Origin of the sequence: Pseudomonas sp. BJP69 (assembly GCF_007633355.1) — a bacterium.
GTDB classification, from domain to species: domain Bacteria; phylum Pseudomonadota; class Gammaproteobacteria; order Pseudomonadales; family Pseudomonadaceae; genus Aquipseudomonas; species Aquipseudomonas juntendi.
Genome location: NZ_CP041933.1, coordinates 2,563,037 through 2,579,288, shown reverse-complemented (window position 1 = coordinate 2,579,288; position 16,252 = coordinate 2,563,037). Strand labels below are relative to the sequence as shown.

Below are 16,252 nucleotides of genomic sequence, written 5' to 3'. Positions count from 1 at the left end.
GCGCGCTCCTCAGCAGGCAATGTTCAGGGTGCGTTGCAGGAACGCCAGGTCGGTGGCCAACGCTTTCTTGTCCACCTTGCCGGCGGGGCTCAGGGGCAATTCGCGGTAGAAGCGCAGATACTCCGGCCATTTGTTCTTCTCCAGGCCCCGGTCGCCCAGGTAGTCGGTCAGGTGTTTCAGGGCAAAACGCCGGGCGCCCTCGCGCAGGGTCAGGCAGATGCACACGCGCTGGCCCAGTTCGGCATCGGCCACCGCCACGCAGGCGGCACTGACAACGTCCGGATGCGCGGTGACCAGCCGCTCGATCTGTGCCGGGCTGATATTGGCGCCGCCGCGAATAATCACGTCCTTTTTGCGCCCGGCCAGCACCAGGTGTCCTTCCCCATCGATCAGCCCCAGGTCGCCGGTACACACCCAACCCTGTGCATCGCGATAGCGCTGATCGAGCTCGGGCGCGTTGACATACTGCATCGGGCTCAAGGGGCCGCGGGCCTTGATCTCGCCGACTTCGCCCGCAGGCAGTTCGTGGCCATCGTCATCGACGATCTTGATCTGGCAGACGCTGGGGTTGGGCTTGCCAACGCTGTTCAACACTACATCCAGCGGGTCATCCGGCAGGTTGTGGCAGTTGACCCCGTCGGCCGAGCCATACAGGCTCACCAGTGCGCAGCCGAACGCCTCGACACAGCGGCGGATGCTCTGCCCGTCGATCAGTGCTCCGCCACTGACCAGCGCCACCAAACTACGGCGGTCGGCGTGGGCCAGTGCCGGCTCGGCGGCGATCCGCTGCAACATGGTCGGCACTGCGAAGACGTGAGTCGGGCGCAGCTGCTCGATGGCGCTGATGGCATCTGCCACTTCAAAGTGCGCCAGCACCGCCAACGAGCCGCCCAGCCAGGCCAGGCACCCGGCCGTGGCGGTGGAACCGAACGCCGAGCCCAGTGGCACCAGATACAGCCCGCGTAAAGCCTGCCCCTCTGGATGCAGGCGTTGCAGGAAGCGCCCGCGTCCACCGACCAGCGCATTATGCGAATAGGCCACCAGCTTTGGTTCGGACTCAGTGCCGGAAGACACCAGCAAGCGCGCTGGGCTGTCGGGGCATACCTGGGGGCGCTCGGCCGCCGTCAGTGGTTCCGACGCCAGCAACCCGCTCAAGGTCGACCAGCCCTGACGCTGGTCGCCGTCGACCACCAGCACGCGCAAGCCCAGCAAGGTAGGGCGCAGCGATTCCACCACTGCACACAGGTCGACCTCGCCCTGGCAAGGCGCGACGATCACCGCCCGTGCACAGCAGCGCTTTAGTAAGGCTTCGATATCCAGCCGCCCGCGCCCCGGTGGAAACGGCGCGACCACCGCGCCCAGCACGGCAGCGGCCAGGTCGATGGCGCAGCACTGCCAGCCGTTGCCGAGTTGATAGGCGACCACATCACCCGCCACCACGCCACGCTCACGCAGACCACGGGCCAGGCGGAGGGCCTGGTCGTGGAGCTGGCGGTAACTCACCTGCCCGTCCAGGGTCAGTACTGCCGGTTTCTCGGGCGCGGCCATCACGTGCGCCTCGAACAACTCGAACAATGGCCGGTCGGCGTACCAGCCGGCCTCGCGCCAGGCCTGCCTGGCAGTGACGGGGACCAGATCGATGATGCCGGATTCGTTCATGTGAACCTCCATGGGGAAAGCACGCGGGTATAACGGCCAGGCGCCAGCCAAGGCGCCAAGCGTGGGTCTTGTTGAAGTTCAGCAAGGTCCTGGCGGACGATCGCCACGGGCACACCTGCGGCCAGCAACCGCGCCTGCCAGTGGGCGGCCGGCTGCCGGGCCAGTTGCAGCGCCAACGGCTCGCGCAGGGTCTGCCACGCGCACGGCATGGGGAAGTCGAACAAGCGTGCGAGGGTTTCAAGGTGCTCAGGGGCGCAGCAGTCAATCGCCAGGCTGGCGTCCTGGCAGCGGAACACGCCCGCGCTTAGTGGGCGTATACGCGTCATCCGCGAGCGGCACAGCAGATCGGCGGCTCCGAGCAAAGAGCTGTCCACGCGCCCGGCATGGCCGTGCAGATGGCGGGCCAGCAGCGCGGCGACGATGCCCTGGGCGGCGATCACCCCGCCGAATACATCCAGTACGGTGAACAGCGAGCCGCCAGGGTTGCCCTCGCCCTGGCCGATCAGGTGGGCGATGCCCGACCAGGCCTGCACGGTGAAGTCGGTGCCCGGTAGCCCGACGGGCACCTGGGCATTGCCCCAACCACCGGCGTAGGCATAGGTCAACGCGGGATTGACCTGCGCCAGGTCCGCTTGATCGAGCGCGAGCTCCTCGGCCTTGCCAGGGGCCCAGTTGTGCAGGAACACATCCACCTCGGCGATGTTCCGACGCAGTTGCTCACGCTCGCTGGCCGACTTCAGGTCCAGTTCGACCACTGCCTTCAGGCCGTTGAGCGCATCGAAACGTACCGAACAGCCCTGCGCCAGCGGCGCCATGCCACGCAGCGGATCGCCGCCGGGCATTTCCAGGCGGGTTACCTGTGCCCCGAGCATCGCCAGCAAGTGGCCAGCCAACGGCCCCTGAATACGCCGGCACGACTCGATGACGCGCAAGCCGCTCAATGGCAGCGCCTGGTTGCATGGACGCGGCAGCACCGCCACCGGATGCAGCTTGAACGCCCAAGGCGTATCACCGACTGGCGTCAGGGTATTGCGCTGGCCGGGTTGATGGACTGGCGTGACGGCCATTCCCACCGCCGTGCAGTGCTCGACGACCTGCGCGTACGGCAGGTTCGCCAGCGTCCTACACAAAGTCTCTGGCATCGGTGCAATGGCGCGGGCATAGCGCAGCAGGAAGCCCTGCCAACCTTTGCTGCTGTCGGCCCGGGCAACGCCCAGGCCGTCCCAGAATGCCAGCCACGGGCCGGCGTCCAGGGTTTCCAGCTCGAAAACCACGCCATCGGCACTGACAAAGGGTGGCCGCAAGCGGGCAGACGAGCACCCCGCAGGCAATCGCTCGGCACCCTCCTCGGCCGTTGCTCCAGCCAGGTACTGGCTGATGCACTGCAGACCGGCGCCTGGCAGCGACACGCTGCAGTCCGTTACCTGGCCACCGCGCAGACGCGCCAACGCCGTCGCCATCAACCCGGTCAATGCCAGGCTCGCGACCACATGAGCGAGATAGTCGAGGTCGATGGCCTGGGCCTGCCCACTGGCCCGGCCGTGCACCGCCATCAGTCCGCAGGCAGCCTGGAGGGTGAATTCGCTGATGGCCCGAGGCGCTTCGTCGTCCCAGCCGGTGAGTCGGCAATGCGTGGGGGCCAGCCCCTGGCCTTGCAGGCAATAGAACTGTTCGCGTCCTGCGTCGGATACAGACTCGACGGCAATCCCCAGCGCCCTTGCCTGCATCGCCAGGGCTCGCTGCAACGGATCATGCTCATCGGCGAACGCACCGAGCAGGCGACAGCCGTGCAGCGGCGCCGCTTGATTCATCGTGCACCACCCGCGACAGCGGGCAGGATGGTGAGCTCATCGCGGTCGGCCACGACGGTGTCCAGGTTGTCGAGGAAGCGGATGTCCTCGTCGTTGAGGTACAGGTTGACGAAGCGGTGCAGTTGCTGCGCATCCATCAGCCGTGAGCGAATGCCCGGGTAGCGCCGTTCGAGGTCGTCGACGACCTCGCGCACCGTCGTGCCTTGCACTTCCACGCGTTTGCTTTCCTGGGTGTAGCTGCGCAACAGGGTCGGAACACTGACAATAACCGGCATGGCCTACTCCTCGGCCAATGGCCGATTTAATAAGGAAGAAGACGGCGCGGCTCAGGCCGCGCGGGTGTCGCTGTCGACGATGCGCAGGCTCTCTTCGATCACCCGGCCATTGGCGATGCGGTAACTGCGCACCGGGTATTCGCAACCGCTGGCGGTGGACAGGATCAGGTAGTGCGCGTGCGGCTCGTTGGCGAAGTCGATGTCGGCCCGGCTCGGGTAGGCATCGCTGGCCGTGTGTGAGTGATAGATCACCACCGGCTCTTCTTGCTGCGCGTCCATTTCGCGCCACACCCGCAACTGCTCGCGTGGCTCGAACTGGAAGAAGGTCTGCGACCCGGCATGGTTGACCATGGGCACCCAGCGCGAAGGCCGGTCAGTGCCTTGCCGGCCGGGCATCACGCCACAGGCTTCGAGGGGATGTTGCTGTTGTGCATGGGCCATGGCGGCATCGAGCAACGCCCTGGAAATGATCAGCATGGGAGGCTCCTTCCTTTCAGTACCGCGGCAGATCGGGTTCGACGTCATCGATCCAGGCCAGGATGCCGCCTTGCAGGTTCTGCACCTGGGTAAAATCCAGTGCCTGCAATTGCAGGACTACCGCCCGGGAACGGGCGCCGGACTTGCAATGCACGACCAGGGGCGTATCGCTGGCGTAAAGGGCCTTGAGCTGCCCGGCCAACTGGTCGGTCTTGGGCATCAGGCGTGCGCCCTGGATGTGTGCGATGTCCCATTCGGTCTGTTCACGCACATCGATCAGGACCACGGCCGGGTCTTCGCGCATCAGCCGGCTCAGTTCCATGGCACTGACCTGTGGCACCGTCACCGGGGCTTGCGGTACACCGCCGCAGAAGGCCTGGTAGTCCTCCAGTCGGGTAATGGCCCGCCGGTCCGGTGCGCGGCGCAGGCGGATCTGGCGGTAACTCATGTCCAGAGCGTCATAGACCATCAGGCGGCCCAGGAGCGTGTCGCCGATGCCAGTGATCAGCTTGATCGCCTCGGTGGCCATGATCGAGCCGATCGACGCGCAGAGGATGCCCAGCACCCCACCTTCCGAGCAGGACGGTGCCAACTCCGGTGGTGGCGGTTCAGGGTAAAGGTCGCGGTAATTGAGGCCCGCGCCGCCCGGCGCCTGTTCCCAGAACACCGAGACCTGGCCCTCGAAACGGAAGATCGAACCCCAGACATAGGGTTTGCCGGCCAGCACGCAGGCGTCGTTGACCAGATAACGGGTGGCGAAGTTATCGGTGCCGTCGAGGATCAGGTCGTACTCGGCGAACAACGCCAAGGCATTCTCCGGTTCCAGGCGCAGGGTGTGTCGGCGCACGTTGACGAAGGGGTTGAGGTCGTCGATGGCCTGGGCGGCGCTGTCGCTCTTGGCCTGGCCCAGGGTGGACTGGCGGTGGATCACCTGGCGTTGGAGGTTGGACGCCTCGACCACGTCGAAATCGACGATACCGAGCGTGCCGACGCCAGCGGCCGCCAGGTACAGCAAAGTCGGCGAGCCAAGCCCGCCGGCGCCGATGACCAGCACCTTGCTGCTCTTGAGTCGGCGCTGGCCGTCGAGCCCGACGTCGGGAATCAAAAGGTGGCGGCTGTAGCGGGAAATCTCTTCGCTGCTCAGTTGGGCGCAGGCATCAACCAGTGCGGGAAGTATCATCATGAAGCTCCTTGGCTTAGGGCCTGCCCATTGTTCGCCAGCCCACCTGGCGCGCCCAACCGTTGGCGGCTTGGATTCATATGAATTGCGTTCTGATACGTATGGATTACGTCGGCACGGCGCCGCGCTTGCCGACCTCCTTGGGCGCAAAGCCGAAATAGCCACTGAAGGCCGCGCTGAAATTGCTGGGGTGGCTGTAGCCAACCCGATAAGCCACCTGGGCGACCTGGCAGCCCTCTTGGAGCAAGATGTACGCACGCTGCATACGCAGTGCCAGCAGCATGCGATAAGGCGTGGTGTCGAACAGCGCATGAAAGCCCTGCTTGAGCTTCGCCGCACTGAGGCCGACACGGCGACACAGCAACGCAACGGTCAGGGGCTGGTCGAGTTCGTCGTGCAACAGTTGCCGGGCTTGCTCCAGGCGCTTGACCTGAGCAGCAGGCAACAGCAGCGTGGCCTGCGACGACACGGCCAGCTGGCGCAGGGGATGGCTCAACAGGTTCAGCACATGCAAGTGGGTGTCCAGTGGCGCGCAGTGCCCCTGCGCCAGGCGCGTGGCCAGGGCCTGGACGTGGCTACACGCATCACGGCTGGTAGCATGCTGCAGCAGCGGCGCCTCGCCCTGGCAATGCAGCAGGCGCCAGGCCTGCTGCTCACCCAAGTAACGGCGCAAGGTGTGTTCACCGACGAGCAGGTGCAGACCACAAGCGCCCCTGCCGAACTGAAAGCGACTGGCCTGCGGTGGCGCGTGCAGCAACTGGGCGATGCTCTGCCCCGCCTCGAAACGCCAACAGCGGCCTTTGCGGTCGGCGTACTGCACATGGCCCTGCTCCAGGAACGTCAGGCACAGCAGCGGCCCGCCGAGCAGTTCGCAGGTGCGCTGCACGCCGGTGCCCGAGTGGCTGGCATCGAGGCGCAACAGCAGCAGGTCGTCCTCGATGGCCAGTGTTCGTGGCGCGCTCGCCGGCACGGCGCGCAGGCGCTGCAACGGGGCATCCGGGGCAACGCGGCACAGCTCGACGCTAGCGTATGCCACGCGTTTCATTCGCCACTTGCAAGGTAGCGTCCATCGCCGGCACTCCTCCATGAAGCGACGTGCGACCTTGCTGGCCCGCCACCCGCTCCGCTGGCTAACGGCTTGCGCGTTAAGCCCGCAAGCCACCTCTTCGGCCCTGTACCCTTTGCCATGGGCCGCAGACGCGCACACGGCCACAGGTCCGTGCGGCGCAGTGAGGTTCAGCGGGGAGAGGCGCGAGGATTGGAGGACGGCCAGCAATAGCGAGGCGGCGCATGCCCGAGGGGCGCGCGGGCGAAAGCGCGCCGGTCGATGTTCGACAGCAGCCAGGCCAGTGCAACCAGGAACACTAGGTGGATGAAGCCCGCCGCGCAGAGCGGGCAGCTGAACGGCGTTGCCAGCCCACTGTCGGGCAAGGCCGAAAGGTCCTTGGCGGCCAGCGCCGAGGTGTCGCTGCCGAGCGAGCAGAACTGCCCGCCGATGCCGTTGAGCGCCAACCCGAGCATCTGCCCATGGCCCAAGCCACAGGAGAACACGTTGAACAGCACACTGAAGTACAAGGCCCAGGCAATGAAAGCGCGTCGTGTCGGGGGGTGGTTCATGCACCGGATCCGTGGCGTTGGAGGTGGGCGGATACCGACTGCCATTCTGGCCTGGCAATCCGCACAAGGCTCTCTAGACTCTTCTGCGACAATCCGCCACACCCATTGCCAGGCGGTGACGAAACAATAGTCACCTCGGCAGGGCGTGGCAGACTGTCGCACCCTGCGCAATCGAGCAGCGTTGCTAGACTCGCGCTTCGCCCATTCAACCGTAGCGGCCATCGAGCAAAGGATATGCACCGAGCAGCAGGACGTCGCCACGCCTTTGCCTGGATACTCTACGCCAGCGTGCTGTTCGCCGTGCTGCACTGTGGCATCGGCCACGGTCAGGCCACCGGTTTGGCGCTCAATGGCGCCGGCAGCGCCTTCTGCGGCCACGCTGGTGCGCCGCCTGGCCCCATCGGTTTCGAACAATGGCTAGGCGAGAACCTGGCCTCCAATACCACGCTCGATTGTCCACTGTGCAGCCACGCGGGCCTGGCGTTCACGCCCCTGCTGCCAGACCTGCCGTTCGCACACGCTGCGCTCGATGACCGCCTGCCCGCTGCCCCGGCAGCCTGGCCCCGGCGCCTGTGGCCCGCAGCCAACCCCCGCGCCTCGCCTGCTCTGGCCTGATCCGTTGTCCCTGACCCGCCCCACGCCCTTGGCTCTATGCACCTGGGGATGCCGCCATGCGCGCGGGGCTGGCCCGCCTCGACTTATCGCAACAGGAACACCCAGAGCATGAAGAACAAGACGCTTTGCTGCGCCGCCGCACTTGCCTTTTCCAGTGGTACCGCACTGGCCCAGACCGACAGCGTGGAGCTGCCCGAAACCACGGTGGTCGGCACTTCGGTCATCGACCAGAACAACGTTGACATCTTCGGCAGCCTGACCACCGTGGTCGGCCAGGCGCAGATTCGCGACCTCAACGCCCTTGACCTGTCCTCCGCCCTGCGCCGCACCCCTGGCGTGGTCGTATCGCGCTTCAACCCGGTCGGTTCGTTCGGCGGCGCCGAAGGTGGCGCCGTGTACATCCGCGGTATGGGTGCTAGCCGCCCGGGCAGCGAGATCAAGACCTACATCGACGGTGTGCCGTTCTACATGGGGGTGTGGGGCCACCCGCTGCTGGACCTGCTGCCGATCAATGCCATGCAAAGCATCAGCGTGTACAAGGGCCCGCAGCCGCAGAAGTTCGGCAACACCTTCGCCGCCATCGATCTCACACCCAAGGTGGCGGAACAAGGCGACAACCACCACGGCGAACTGCAACTGACCGGTGGCAGCTTCCGTACCGCCACCGAACAGGCCAGCCTGATCGGCCGCGAGGGAAACTTCGACTACCTGCTGGCCCAAGGCGCCGCCCACTCGGACGGCGACCGCAGCGATGGCGACGGCCGCCTGAATAACGGTATGGCACGCCTGGGCTACCGCCTGAACGACAACTGGAGCACCGGCTTGCTGGTGCTGCACGCCAACAACCAGGTCTCCGATCCCGGCCAGAAAGGCCTGCCAGAGACCAAGAACGGCGAATTCAACACCCGTGGCACCCTGACCTCGCTGTCTGTGGCCCACGAGCATGATTGGGGTAATGGCAGCCTCAAGCTCTACCATAACGAGGGCCGTGGTTCCGCCCTTGACCAGACCGGCCTGGACGGCGACACCATCAGCGACTTCACCCTTCAGGGCATTCGCTGGGAAGAGCAACTGCGCCCTTGGCAAGGCGGCGAAGTGGCCTTGGGCCTGGACGTCGACGAAAGCAAGGGTGAAGTGCACTTCAAGCGCATTGCCCCAGCGCCGCAGGCGAAGTTCGACGCCCCTACGCTGCGCGTGACCTCACCGCATATCGCCGTCAGCCATGCCTTCGCCCTCAACGACCGCTGGACCCTGACACCATCGGCGGGCGTGCGCACCTACGAACACAACGTCTTCGAAAGCGCCACCGCACCCCACGCCGGGCTGCTGCTGTCGTCGGACAATGTCGAGTTCCGCGCCAATGCCTCGCGCGGCATCAACTATCCGGGCCTGGAGGCCTCGGTGATGTCGAGCCTGATCCCGGCGCTTGGCGAAACCTGGAAAGACCTCAAGCCCGAAAAGCTCGACCATCAGGAGCTGGGCGTGCGCTTCAACCCGATCGACAGCGCCACCCTCGACCTGGCGGTGTTCAAGGACAAGCTGCAGGACCGCTACCTGTTCGCCTTCCCGCCGACCGTGTCGAGCCCCTCCTACATCAACCTGGGCGACTACAACGTCAAGGGCGCCGAAGCCACCTGGCAGCAGCGCTGGACCAGCAACTGGAGCAGCTTCGTCGGTTTCACCTGGCTCGACCCGTCGCTCAAGACCCTGCCCTATGCGCCGCAGAAGTCGCTATCGTTGGGCAGCACCTACGAGATCGGCCGCTGGCGCCTGTCGGCAGACGCGCAGTACCAGAAGGACATGTACGTACTGGCCGAAGAGCGCACCGCCGGCGCCAGCAACTTCTCCAAGGTCGACAGCTTCACCGTGGTCAACATGCGCGTGGGCTATGCCGTGCCGGCGCTGGGTAAGGTTGGCGAAGTGTTCGTCGCCGTGGAGAACCTGTTCGACCGCGACTACGCCTACCGTACCAACTACCCGATGCCCGGCACTTCGGCGCAGTTGGGTGTGAAGATGAGCTTCTGAGCCCTCACCGGTCGCTGCCGACAGTCGTCGGCAGCCTCATAAAGGAAAACGCAGATGAAAGCACCGATCCTTGCCTTGCTGCTGGCCTGCAGTCCGCTGCTGGCCATGGCCGACACCGCCAGCGAGCAACAGAGCATCCAGCAACTGATGCAGCACAACTTCGAACGCCCCGACGCACCGCTGGACGTCGGCCCGGTGACTGTCGAAGGCGACCATGCGGTGGCCGGCTGGCTGCAGGACCAGCGCGGCGGCCGCGCGCTGCTGCGCAAGGGACCTCATGGCTGGCGGGTGGTGTTGTGCGCCGGCGATTCGTTGCTCGACCCAGCTACCCTGCGCAGCGCGGGGCTCGGCGATCAGGACGCGGACCGGCTGAGCCAGGCCGTGCGCCAGGCCGAAAGTGAACAGCCAACCGAGCGGGTCAAGCAATTCGCGCTGTTCCAGGGCGTGGTCAAGGTCGACAAGGACGCTGCCCACGGAAATCACTAATGAACAGGCCGGGGCTTTTCAAGCCCGGCTTGTGTGTCACAGCGGCACCCTTTCGAGGAAATGCTGCAGGCAATGGTCAGGCAGTGATTGCCTTGCAGGCCTTCAAGCAATCGGCACAGGCATCTGCGCATGCCTTGCATTCAGCGTGCTGGTCTGCGTGCTTGCGGCATTCGTTTTCACAACTGGCACACACATCGGCCGCCATCCTGGCCATGGCGGGTGTGAAGCTGGAACCTTGCACGGCCAGCTTCATCAAGGCTGTACAGGTCGCCAGCAGCTCATTGACTGACTGGGCACAGCCCGCCATTTCCTTGTCACCCTGCCCCAACAGCACCAGGCAATGCGCCAGGCAGGCCTCCCCGGTTTTCAGGCAATCACTGCTAGTGTCGATCACGCCTGCAAACGGCTTGCCGCCGCCATGATCATGGTGGTGTTCGTGGCCTTCAGTCGCGGCCAACGCCGGCGCCACCATGGCCACCGCCACCGCGCCGGCAACGGTCTTGAGTATTTCACGTCGCTGCATTGCTCACTCCTTGTTGGACATGCACCGTACCCTCACTGCGGCACTGTGCCACACCCTACAGGCAACCAGGCTCATTCGACAAGGTCGCGCAGGCCCGCGGCAGCTTGTCGCACCAGGCAAACCAAGCCCCTCTTGCTAGTCTGCCGCACCGTCTTCCAGTGCGCAGCCATCGCACTCAATCCTGCATCATCGCGAGTAGACACATGCGCAACCTCTACCTGCTCACGGCAACACTGGCCGGCTTGCTGGCTGGCTGTGGCGACCCGAACGCCCGACCGGAACCTGGCGAGCACCTCGCCGGAGGCGCCACCACCGTCCAACGGTTCGACAAGGATGCCTTCTCGATGCCCGCGGCGAACCTCAGTCCGTCCAGGCGCATGGACTTCTTTGTCGGTAATGCTTTCTTCCGTGGCAACTGGCATGCAGCCCGCGCCGACGGCAAGCAAGGTGGTCGGATCGGATTGGGGCCTTTGTTCAACACCGACTCCTGCCAAAGCTGCCATATCAAGGATGGCCGTGGTTTCCCGCCGGCCGAAGGCAGCGATGCGCCAGCCCTGTCTTCGCTGGTGCGCCTGTCCATATCAGCGCCTCCCGATCAGGCAGCGCTGATCGAGCGCCTTGGCATCATTCCCGAGCCGACCTACGGTGGCCAGTTGCAGGATGCTGCCATCGACGGCCATGCTCCCGAGGGCCGGGTGAAACTGCATTACCAGGCTCGGGTCGTCACCCTTGCCGACGGCGAGCAAATCACCTTGCGTCAGCCAGTGTTCACCATTGGCCAGGTGGGTTACGGCCCATTGCACCCACAGACGCAGATGTCGTTACGGGTGGCGCCACCCATGATCGGCCTGGGCTTGCTCGAAGCGATACGCGACAGCGACCTGGAGCAGAACGCAGCCCGCCAGGCTCGCGAAGGTGGCCTGGTGCATGGGCAGCTCAACCAGGTGTGGGACGAACTGCGCCAGCAGACCCGCATGGGGCGCTTCGGCTGGAAAGCCGGTCAGCCTACGCTCGATCAGCAAAACGCCCACGCCTTCGCCGGTGATATGGGCCTGACCAGCAGCCTGCTGCCGAGCGATGACTGCACCGAACGGCAGTCAGCCTGCCGCAAGCCCCCCCAGGGCGGCGCGCCGGAGGTCAGCGACAGGGTTCGTGAACAGGTACTGTTCTATACCCGTACCCTGGGTGTACCGGCCCGCCGTGATAGCGACACACCGCGGGTGCTGGAGGGCAAAGCCGTGTTCCATGCGGCAGGCTGTGCTGCCTGCCATCGGCCCTCCTACGTCACGGGTGAGCACGCTTTGCCAGAGTTGAGTCAGCAACACATCTTTCCGTACACCGACCTGTTGCTGCACGACATGGGCGAAGGGCTGGCCGACCACCGTGAGGAATTTCGCGCCAACGGCCGCCAATGGCGTACGCCGCCACTTTGGGGGCTGGGGCTGACAGCAAGGGTCAGCGGGCATACCCAGTTCCTGCACGATGGCCGGGCTCGGGATGTGCTGGAGGCCATTTTGTGGCATGACGGTGAAGCACGTGACTCACGCGATGCCGTGATTGCCATGGATCAAGGCAGGCGCATGGCGCTGCTGTCGTTTCTCAACTCGCTTTGAAGCCAAGACCAAGCGGCCGGGACTCGATCAGCAGGTGCGAGCCCTTGAGGCTGGCAGCCAGGGTATACGCCAGCAACATCGGGAGCAGTACACTGGCGAGAATCAGCAGTGTACCCAAGGTTCTGTCGTCACTGGCCGCGCTCCATAGGGTCATGCTGGCAGACGGTTGCACGCTGGAAGGCAAGATGAAGGGGAACAACGCCAGCCCTACGCTGCACAGCGTTGCACCTACTGTCAGGCCACTGCCCAACAGCGCCATGCGAGGCCGGGCATGGGTGCAGGCGAACAGGCTCATGAGCGTGCCAGACAAGGCCAGCACTGGTGCCAGGCCGGCTGCAGGCCAGGCCTGAAAATTGGCCAGCCAACCTGGATTGTTGGCCAGCACCACGAACGCGCCAGGCCCGCACAAGGTGGCCGGACGCTCCACGGCCCACAAGCTGTAACCGCGCGCGTTCGCTGCCAGCCCTATCGCAGCCACGATGAAACTGGCCAGGAACATCACGCCCGCAACGCCTGCAACCCGGCTTGCTGGCTGATACAGGGAGTGGCCACCACGCTGCATCACCCAGGTAGCGCCACACTGGCAGACCATCGCCAGGCTCACGACACCTGAAAGCAAGGCGAACGGACTGAAGAGACCGGCCAAAGAGCCGTGAAACTGCATACCCGCCTGACCACAGCGACTGAATGGCAACCCAAGGAGCAAGTTGCCCAGCATGCCCCCCAACAGAGCTGCCGGCAGCAGGCCGATTGCCAGCACTCTGCAGGTTTGGCGCGGTCGGGCGGCTTGCCAGGCAGATCGGCGCAGCAGTATCAGCAGGCTCACCAAGCCTGTCATCAGGCAGGCCAGGCCACCGAGCGATGGCCAGACCAGCGCAAGCGTGGATCCCAGGGCCAGCAACCACAGCAGGTTGATAGGCTGAGGCGCGGCCGCAGACGACTGCAGCGGTTCGGCACCTTGCCCCGATAGCCACGGCACCAGCACCCGTGCGCCCATGTCCAGACTTTCGCCCAGCACAAAACCGATCAGCATCACGCCAATCAATAACCACCAGACGATTTTCAGCAGTTCGTGGTCCATGACGGCTCTCCCAGCCTGAAAAAAAAGCAACTCATCCGAAGAAGGGCCGCTGTGGGTTGCCTGCCGTGCAGCGTGGATGGGACAACGGCAAAGCAGGCTCTGCCCATGCTAGGCGTTGCCTGCGGCGCTCCCCACTGCGACAGCCCGTCGCAGTGAGTGGTAAGCATTGGCTCCACGGGCGCCCAGCAGTGGCGCAGGGAAAACTGCGGCAGCCTGTCGCACCGCAGCGTACCGGCATTGCCCCGGCCGCCGCCCGATACAGCAGCGACTATGCTAAATGGCCAGGCAGCCTCGACAACGAAGGCTGCCGCGACCAATCAAACAAGGAGCTGCCAATGAAACCTTTCATGTTCAAAGGCTTGCGCAAAGCCAATGGATTGCTGTTGGGCGTGTTATTGACGAGCTTCGCCAGCACCGCCCTGGCCCAGGTCGAAGTCAAGGTTGAAGACCCCTGGGTCAGGGCCACGGTGCCCAACCAGCCTGCTACGGGTGCTTTCATGCGCCTTACCGCCAACGAGGACGTCAAACTCGTTCGGGTCAACTCTCCCGTGGCCGCCAAGACGGAACTGCACGAGATGTCCATGAAGGACGGTGTCATGACCATGAAGCCATTGGCGAGCCTTGAGTTGCCCGCCGGCCAGCCAGTGATACTCGACACCCACGGCTACCACATCATGCTGATCAACCCCAAAGAGCAGATCAAGGAAGGCGCCACGGTGCCGCTGACCCTGACCGTTGTCGATGAAAACGGCAACGAAACCTCGGTCAAGGTCGATGCACCGGTACGTCCGCTGGCCAGCGGCGACGACTTGCCGGACTAGCAAGCACCCATTTGCAGTGCTGAGCCTGCTCCCGTGCGAGACAGCCCGTTGGCGGGCAAATCCAGCGTGCGGTGTATCTCGCGCTCCGCCGTATCCACCAGTTCGAGGATCACACGGCAGCGTTTCAGGTAACGATTGCCGGCTTCGGTCAGGGCGATGCGGCGGGTGGTGCGCTTGAGCAAACGAATATGCAAGTGCGCTTCCAAGTTGGAGAGCATCCGGGAAACGCTGGCAGTCGTGGTGTCCAGGCATTCGGCCGCGCCGGTCAGGCTGCCGGCCTGAACCACGCAACTGAACGCGCGCATGGCTTGGAGTACGTCCATCGTCAGTATCTCGCTAGGTATTCAGTGAAGTGGGAAACGGGCGGCGTATTGCCGCCCAGGTCCTGGCCTGGCTTAGCCGGGCACCGGCAACCAACGCCGGAAGCTGCTCGCGCCCTTGGCGCTCAACGGGCTCCAGGAAAATTCCCACGGGGGTGGCGGCAAGTCTTCATCGGCCTGGGGCGCTGGCAGCGCCGGGCGCACGCCGGTTTTCCACTCCACCACCCGTTCGCCCATCGGTTGCCAGGCCAGCACCAGGCCACGGGCCTGAGACACGTCAGTTGCCACCCACAGCGCCGCTGCAGCCACCATGAAGGCTTCGATATGCTCCTCCGTCACCCGTGCCTGGTAAGGAGAGTTCAGTAACCAACGGCAAACGCTGATGTAGTAGGTCCAGTCCAGCGCCGGATGGTGCCGGTATGCCCAGGTCATGAATCGTCGGAACAACTCCAGGCCTTCTGGCGGATCAAGCTTGAGCAGCCCTGGGCAGACATCGAACAGCGTGTGCCAGTAAGGCAGCAGGCGTGCATCAAGGTTGACGAAGCTGCGGGCATTGCAGGGGTAGTCGGGAAACGGCAACAGAAAGTCGCCGCTGCGCGACGGACGAGTGGAAGGCTCCAGCAACGCTGAAGCGGTCAGGGTACGAGACATCGTGTGCTCCTGGGTACGGCTAGCCATCGGCAGGCCGACACCCCGCCTTGCGCGGGTGCGGCCTGGGTCCTTACAGGTCAGGCGATCGCCGTCGGGGAGGCACGGGGGTTGATCGACGGCCAGCGGTGCCGGGGCGAACGCAGCGCAACAGCCGGTTGGCGGTCGACAGGCAGCGCAGGCAAGACAAAGCCTGCAAGGACCAATGCAGCAGGCGTGGGTGCCGGGCCGCCCTGGGCGCAGCAGCAATGTCCGGGGTCGGCCGTTTTCGGGCTTAGGTTGCCATCCTTGTCCGGAATCGCCGGCTGTACGCCGCCCGACGAGCAGTAGCTGCCCGCCAGCAATTGCTGCAGGCTCAGGTCGCCCAGGGTGCTGGCCATCGGCAATGCCAGCACCTTGAGCAGCATCGCTAGCAGCGCGGCGACCCAGAGGTTGTCCCAGGTACGTGCGCGCAGGCCGCAACGGCGCATGTTCACGCCTCGCCAGGTAGCGCGGGCGTGGAGATTCGACAGGTCATGAGGGGCTCTCTCCAACGACGGTCAAACCAGCCAGGAGTTACATGCAAGGCATGCACTGCCGGTCCGGTGTGCTTAGGGCAGGCAGAGGCCCGCCAGGGCGCCAAGGCGCCGGTAGCGTCAGAGAGGTGAAGCGCGAGGGTTGGACGAGGGCCAGCAATAACGCGGCGGCGCCTGGCTGCGGATTTCGCGCGGTAATGGCCGGCGCTCACGGCTGGCCAGCAGCCAGGCGACGGCAATCAGGAAAACCAGCGTTAGAAAGGCCGCCGCCCCGATCGGGCAACTGAAGGGGATGCTCAGGTCGCCCGCCAAGGCGTTGTCCTGCTTGGCTTTCAGCAGGCCCGTATCGCCCCCGAGGCTGCAGAACGCACCGCCGAATCCATTCAGCGCCAATCCCAATGCCTGCCCATGGGCAAGGCCACAGCCAAGTACATTGAACAGGACACAGAAGTACAGTGCCCAGGCAATGAGGGGACGGTGTGAAGGCAGGCAGTTCATGGGCGGCAACTTTAGCATCGAAACCGGCCCCGCAGAAGCACCAACCTCGGCCTGTCCTCTCTGCGACAAGCCGTCACACCCCACTTAA

Annotated in this window: 17 protein-coding genes and 1 pseudogene; 5 read left to right on the top strand and 13 right to left on the bottom strand. The window is 64.9% G+C overall.

Features of this window, described 5'->3' with window-relative positions; genetic code table 11:
- Positions 1–9: 9 nt before the first annotated feature.
- From FPB55_RS11865 to FPB55_RS11835, 7 genes are all read right to left on the bottom strand, one after another.
- Positions 10–1,659 carry a class I adenylate-forming enzyme family protein gene (locus tag FPB55_RS11865; RefSeq protein ID WP_144188252.1) on the bottom strand — a complete coding sequence of 550 codons (1,650 nt, stop codon included), beginning with the start codon at positions 1,657–1,659 and terminating at the stop codon, positions 10–12.
- The gene (locus tag FPB55_RS11860; RefSeq protein WP_144188250.1) at positions 1,656–3,470 is read right to left on the bottom strand and encodes a CoA transferase; all 1,815 of its coding nucleotides are present in this window, start codon (positions 3,468–3,470) and stop codon (positions 1,656–1,658) included. Before FPB55_RS11860 ends, FPB55_RS11865 begins: the two co-directional genes overlap by 4 nt.
- On the bottom strand, positions 3,467–3,745 hold the full coding sequence (locus FPB55_RS11855) for a MoaD/ThiS family protein (RefSeq protein ID WP_009686843.1): 279 nt from the start codon (positions 3,743–3,745) through the stop codon (positions 3,467–3,469). The genes FPB55_RS11860 and FPB55_RS11855 overlap by 4 nt, the downstream gene beginning before the upstream one ends.
- A 51-nt stretch (positions 3,746–3,796) precedes the next feature.
- Positions 3,797–4,222, bottom strand: a complete 426-nt coding sequence (locus FPB55_RS11850; protein ID WP_009686844.1) for a M67 family metallopeptidase — start codon at positions 4,220–4,222, stop codon at positions 3,797–3,799.
- 16 nt (positions 4,223–4,238) lie between these two features.
- On the bottom strand, positions 4,239–5,402 hold the full coding sequence (moeB, locus tag FPB55_RS11845; RefSeq protein ID WP_009686845.1) for a molybdopterin-synthase adenylyltransferase MoeB: 1,164 nt from the start codon (positions 5,400–5,402) through the stop codon (positions 4,239–4,241).
- A gap of 106 nt (positions 5,403–5,508) precedes the next feature.
- On the bottom strand, positions 5,509–6,438 hold the full coding sequence (locus FPB55_RS11840; RefSeq protein WP_178097501.1) for an AraC family transcriptional regulator: 930 nt from the start codon (positions 6,436–6,438) through the stop codon (positions 5,509–5,511).
- 200 nt (positions 6,439–6,638) lie between these two features.
- A complete protein-coding gene (locus FPB55_RS11835; protein ID WP_009686847.1) occupies positions 6,639–7,019 on the bottom strand; it encodes a DUF2946 domain-containing protein in 381 nt (126 codons plus the stop codon).
- Between the two features lie 234 nt (positions 7,020–7,253).
- Here FPB55_RS11835 and FPB55_RS11830 point away from each other — a divergent pair, with 234 nt between their 5' ends.
- The 3 genes from FPB55_RS11830 (at position 7,254) to FPB55_RS11820 (ending at position 10,145) form a co-directional block, all read left to right on the top strand.
- Positions 7,254–7,634, top strand: a complete 381-nt coding sequence (locus FPB55_RS11830) for a DUF2946 family protein (protein ID WP_009686848.1) — start codon at positions 7,254–7,256, stop codon at positions 7,632–7,634.
- A gap of 108 nt (positions 7,635–7,742) precedes the next feature.
- Positions 7,743–9,659, top strand: a complete 1,917-nt coding sequence (locus tag FPB55_RS11825; protein WP_144188246.1) for a TonB-dependent receptor — start codon at positions 7,743–7,745, stop codon at positions 9,657–9,659.
- Positions 9,660–9,713: 54 nt separating this feature from the next.
- A complete protein-coding gene (locus FPB55_RS11820) occupies positions 9,714–10,145 on the top strand; it encodes a copper uptake system-associated protein (protein WP_144188244.1) in 432 nt (143 codons plus the stop codon).
- A 76-nt stretch (positions 10,146–10,221) separates the two neighbouring features.
- Here the strand turns inward: FPB55_RS11820 and FPB55_RS11815 are convergent, their stop codons facing one another.
- Positions 10,222–10,668: a four-helix bundle copper-binding protein gene (locus tag FPB55_RS11815; RefSeq protein WP_009686850.1), complete on the bottom strand. Its 447-nt coding sequence runs from the start codon at positions 10,666–10,668 to the stop codon at positions 10,222–10,224.
- Positions 10,669–10,871: 203 nt separating this feature from the next.
- Here FPB55_RS11815 and FPB55_RS11810 point away from each other — a divergent pair, with 203 nt between their 5' ends.
- Positions 10,872–12,281, top strand: coding sequence for a di-heme oxidoredictase family protein (locus FPB55_RS11810; RefSeq protein ID WP_144188242.1), 1,410 nt, complete (start codon positions 10,872–10,874; stop codon positions 12,279–12,281).
- On the opposite strand, the gene cydB is transcribed toward FPB55_RS11810, so the two are convergent.
- Positions 12,268–13,362 carry a cytochrome d ubiquinol oxidase subunit II gene (cydB, locus tag FPB55_RS11805; RefSeq protein WP_009686852.1) on the bottom strand — a complete coding sequence of 365 codons (1,095 nt, stop codon included), beginning with the start codon at positions 13,360–13,362 and terminating at the stop codon, positions 12,268–12,270. The two genes, FPB55_RS11810 and cydB, sit on opposite strands and share 14 nt — an antisense overlap.
- 335 nt (positions 13,363–13,697) lie before the next feature.
- Here cydB and FPB55_RS11800 point away from each other — a divergent pair, with 335 nt between their 5' ends.
- Positions 13,698–14,183 (top strand): copper chaperone PCu(A)C, encoded by a 486-nt coding sequence (locus FPB55_RS11800; RefSeq protein ID WP_054881168.1) that lies wholly within the window; start codon positions 13,698–13,700, stop codon positions 14,181–14,183.
- A 77-nt stretch (positions 14,184–14,260) separates the two neighbouring features.
- Here the strand turns inward: FPB55_RS11800 and FPB55_RS11795 are convergent.
- The 4 genes and pseudogenes from FPB55_RS11795 to FPB55_RS11780 form a co-directional block, all read right to left on the bottom strand.
- A pseudogene (locus FPB55_RS11795) lies at positions 14,261–14,506 on the bottom strand (LysR family transcriptional regulator); the annotation flags it as partial.
- 72 nt (positions 14,507–14,578) lie between these two features.
- Positions 14,579–15,154 carry a putative natural product biosynthesis protein gene (locus FPB55_RS11790; protein WP_009686855.1) on the bottom strand — a complete coding sequence of 192 codons (576 nt, stop codon included), beginning with the start codon at positions 15,152–15,154 and terminating at the stop codon, positions 14,579–14,581.
- Between the two features lie 77 nt (positions 15,155–15,231).
- Positions 15,232–15,621, bottom strand: a complete 390-nt coding sequence (locus tag FPB55_RS11785; protein WP_009686856.1) for a DUF2946 family protein — start codon at positions 15,619–15,621, stop codon at positions 15,232–15,234.
- A 165-nt stretch (positions 15,622–15,786) separates the two neighbouring features.
- Positions 15,787–16,164, bottom strand: coding sequence for a DUF2946 family protein (locus tag FPB55_RS11780; protein WP_009686857.1), 378 nt, complete (start codon positions 16,162–16,164; stop codon positions 15,787–15,789).
- Positions 16,165–16,252 lie beyond the last annotated feature (88 nt).

Coding starts and splice junctions, on each gene's coding strand:
- FPB55_RS11865 (WP_144188252.1), bottom strand. CDS start 1,659: ATGAACGAATCCGGCATCATCGATCTGGTCCCCGTCACTGCCAGGCAG.
- FPB55_RS11860 (WP_144188250.1), bottom strand. CDS start 3,470: ATGAATCAAGCGGCGCCGCTGCACGGCTGTCGCCTGCTCGGTGCGTTC.
- FPB55_RS11855 (WP_009686843.1), bottom strand. CDS start 3,745: ATGCCGGTTATTGTCAGTGTTCCGACCCTGTTGCGCAGCTACACCCAG.
- FPB55_RS11850 (WP_009686844.1), bottom strand. CDS start 4,222: ATGCTGATCATTTCCAGGGCGTTGCTCGATGCCGCCATGGCCCATGCA.
- moeB (WP_009686845.1), bottom strand. CDS start 5,402: ATGATACTTCCCGCACTGGTTGATGCCTGCGCCCAACTGAGCAGCGAA.
- FPB55_RS11835 (WP_009686847.1), bottom strand. CDS start 7,019: ATGAACCACCCCCCGACACGACGCGCTTTCATTGCCTGGGCCTTGTAC.
- FPB55_RS11830 (WP_009686848.1), top strand. CDS start 7,254: ATGCACCGAGCAGCAGGACGTCGCCACGCCTTTGCCTGGATACTCTAC.
- FPB55_RS11825 (WP_144188246.1), top strand. CDS start 7,743: ATGAAGAACAAGACGCTTTGCTGCGCCGCCGCACTTGCCTTTTCCAGT.
- FPB55_RS11820 (WP_144188244.1), top strand. CDS start 9,714: ATGAAAGCACCGATCCTTGCCTTGCTGCTGGCCTGCAGTCCGCTGCTG.
- FPB55_RS11815 (WP_009686850.1), bottom strand. CDS start 10,668: ATGCAGCGACGTGAAATACTCAAGACCGTTGCCGGCGCGGTGGCGGTG.
- FPB55_RS11810 (WP_144188242.1), top strand. CDS start 10,872: ATGCGCAACCTCTACCTGCTCACGGCAACACTGGCCGGCTTGCTGGCT.
- cydB (WP_009686852.1), bottom strand. CDS start 13,362: ATGGACCACGAACTGCTGAAAATCGTCTGGTGGTTATTGATTGGCGTG.
- FPB55_RS11800 (WP_054881168.1), top strand. CDS start 13,698: ATGAAACCTTTCATGTTCAAAGGCTTGCGCAAAGCCAATGGATTGCTG.
- FPB55_RS11790 (WP_009686855.1), bottom strand. CDS start 15,154: ATGTCTCGTACCCTGACCGCTTCAGCGTTGCTGGAGCCTTCCACTCGT.
- FPB55_RS11785 (WP_009686856.1), bottom strand. CDS start 15,621: ATGCGCCGTTGCGGCCTGCGCGCACGTACCTGGGACAACCTCTGGGTC.
- FPB55_RS11780 (WP_009686857.1), bottom strand. CDS start 16,164: ATGAACTGCCTGCCTTCACACCGTCCCCTCATTGCCTGGGCACTGTAC.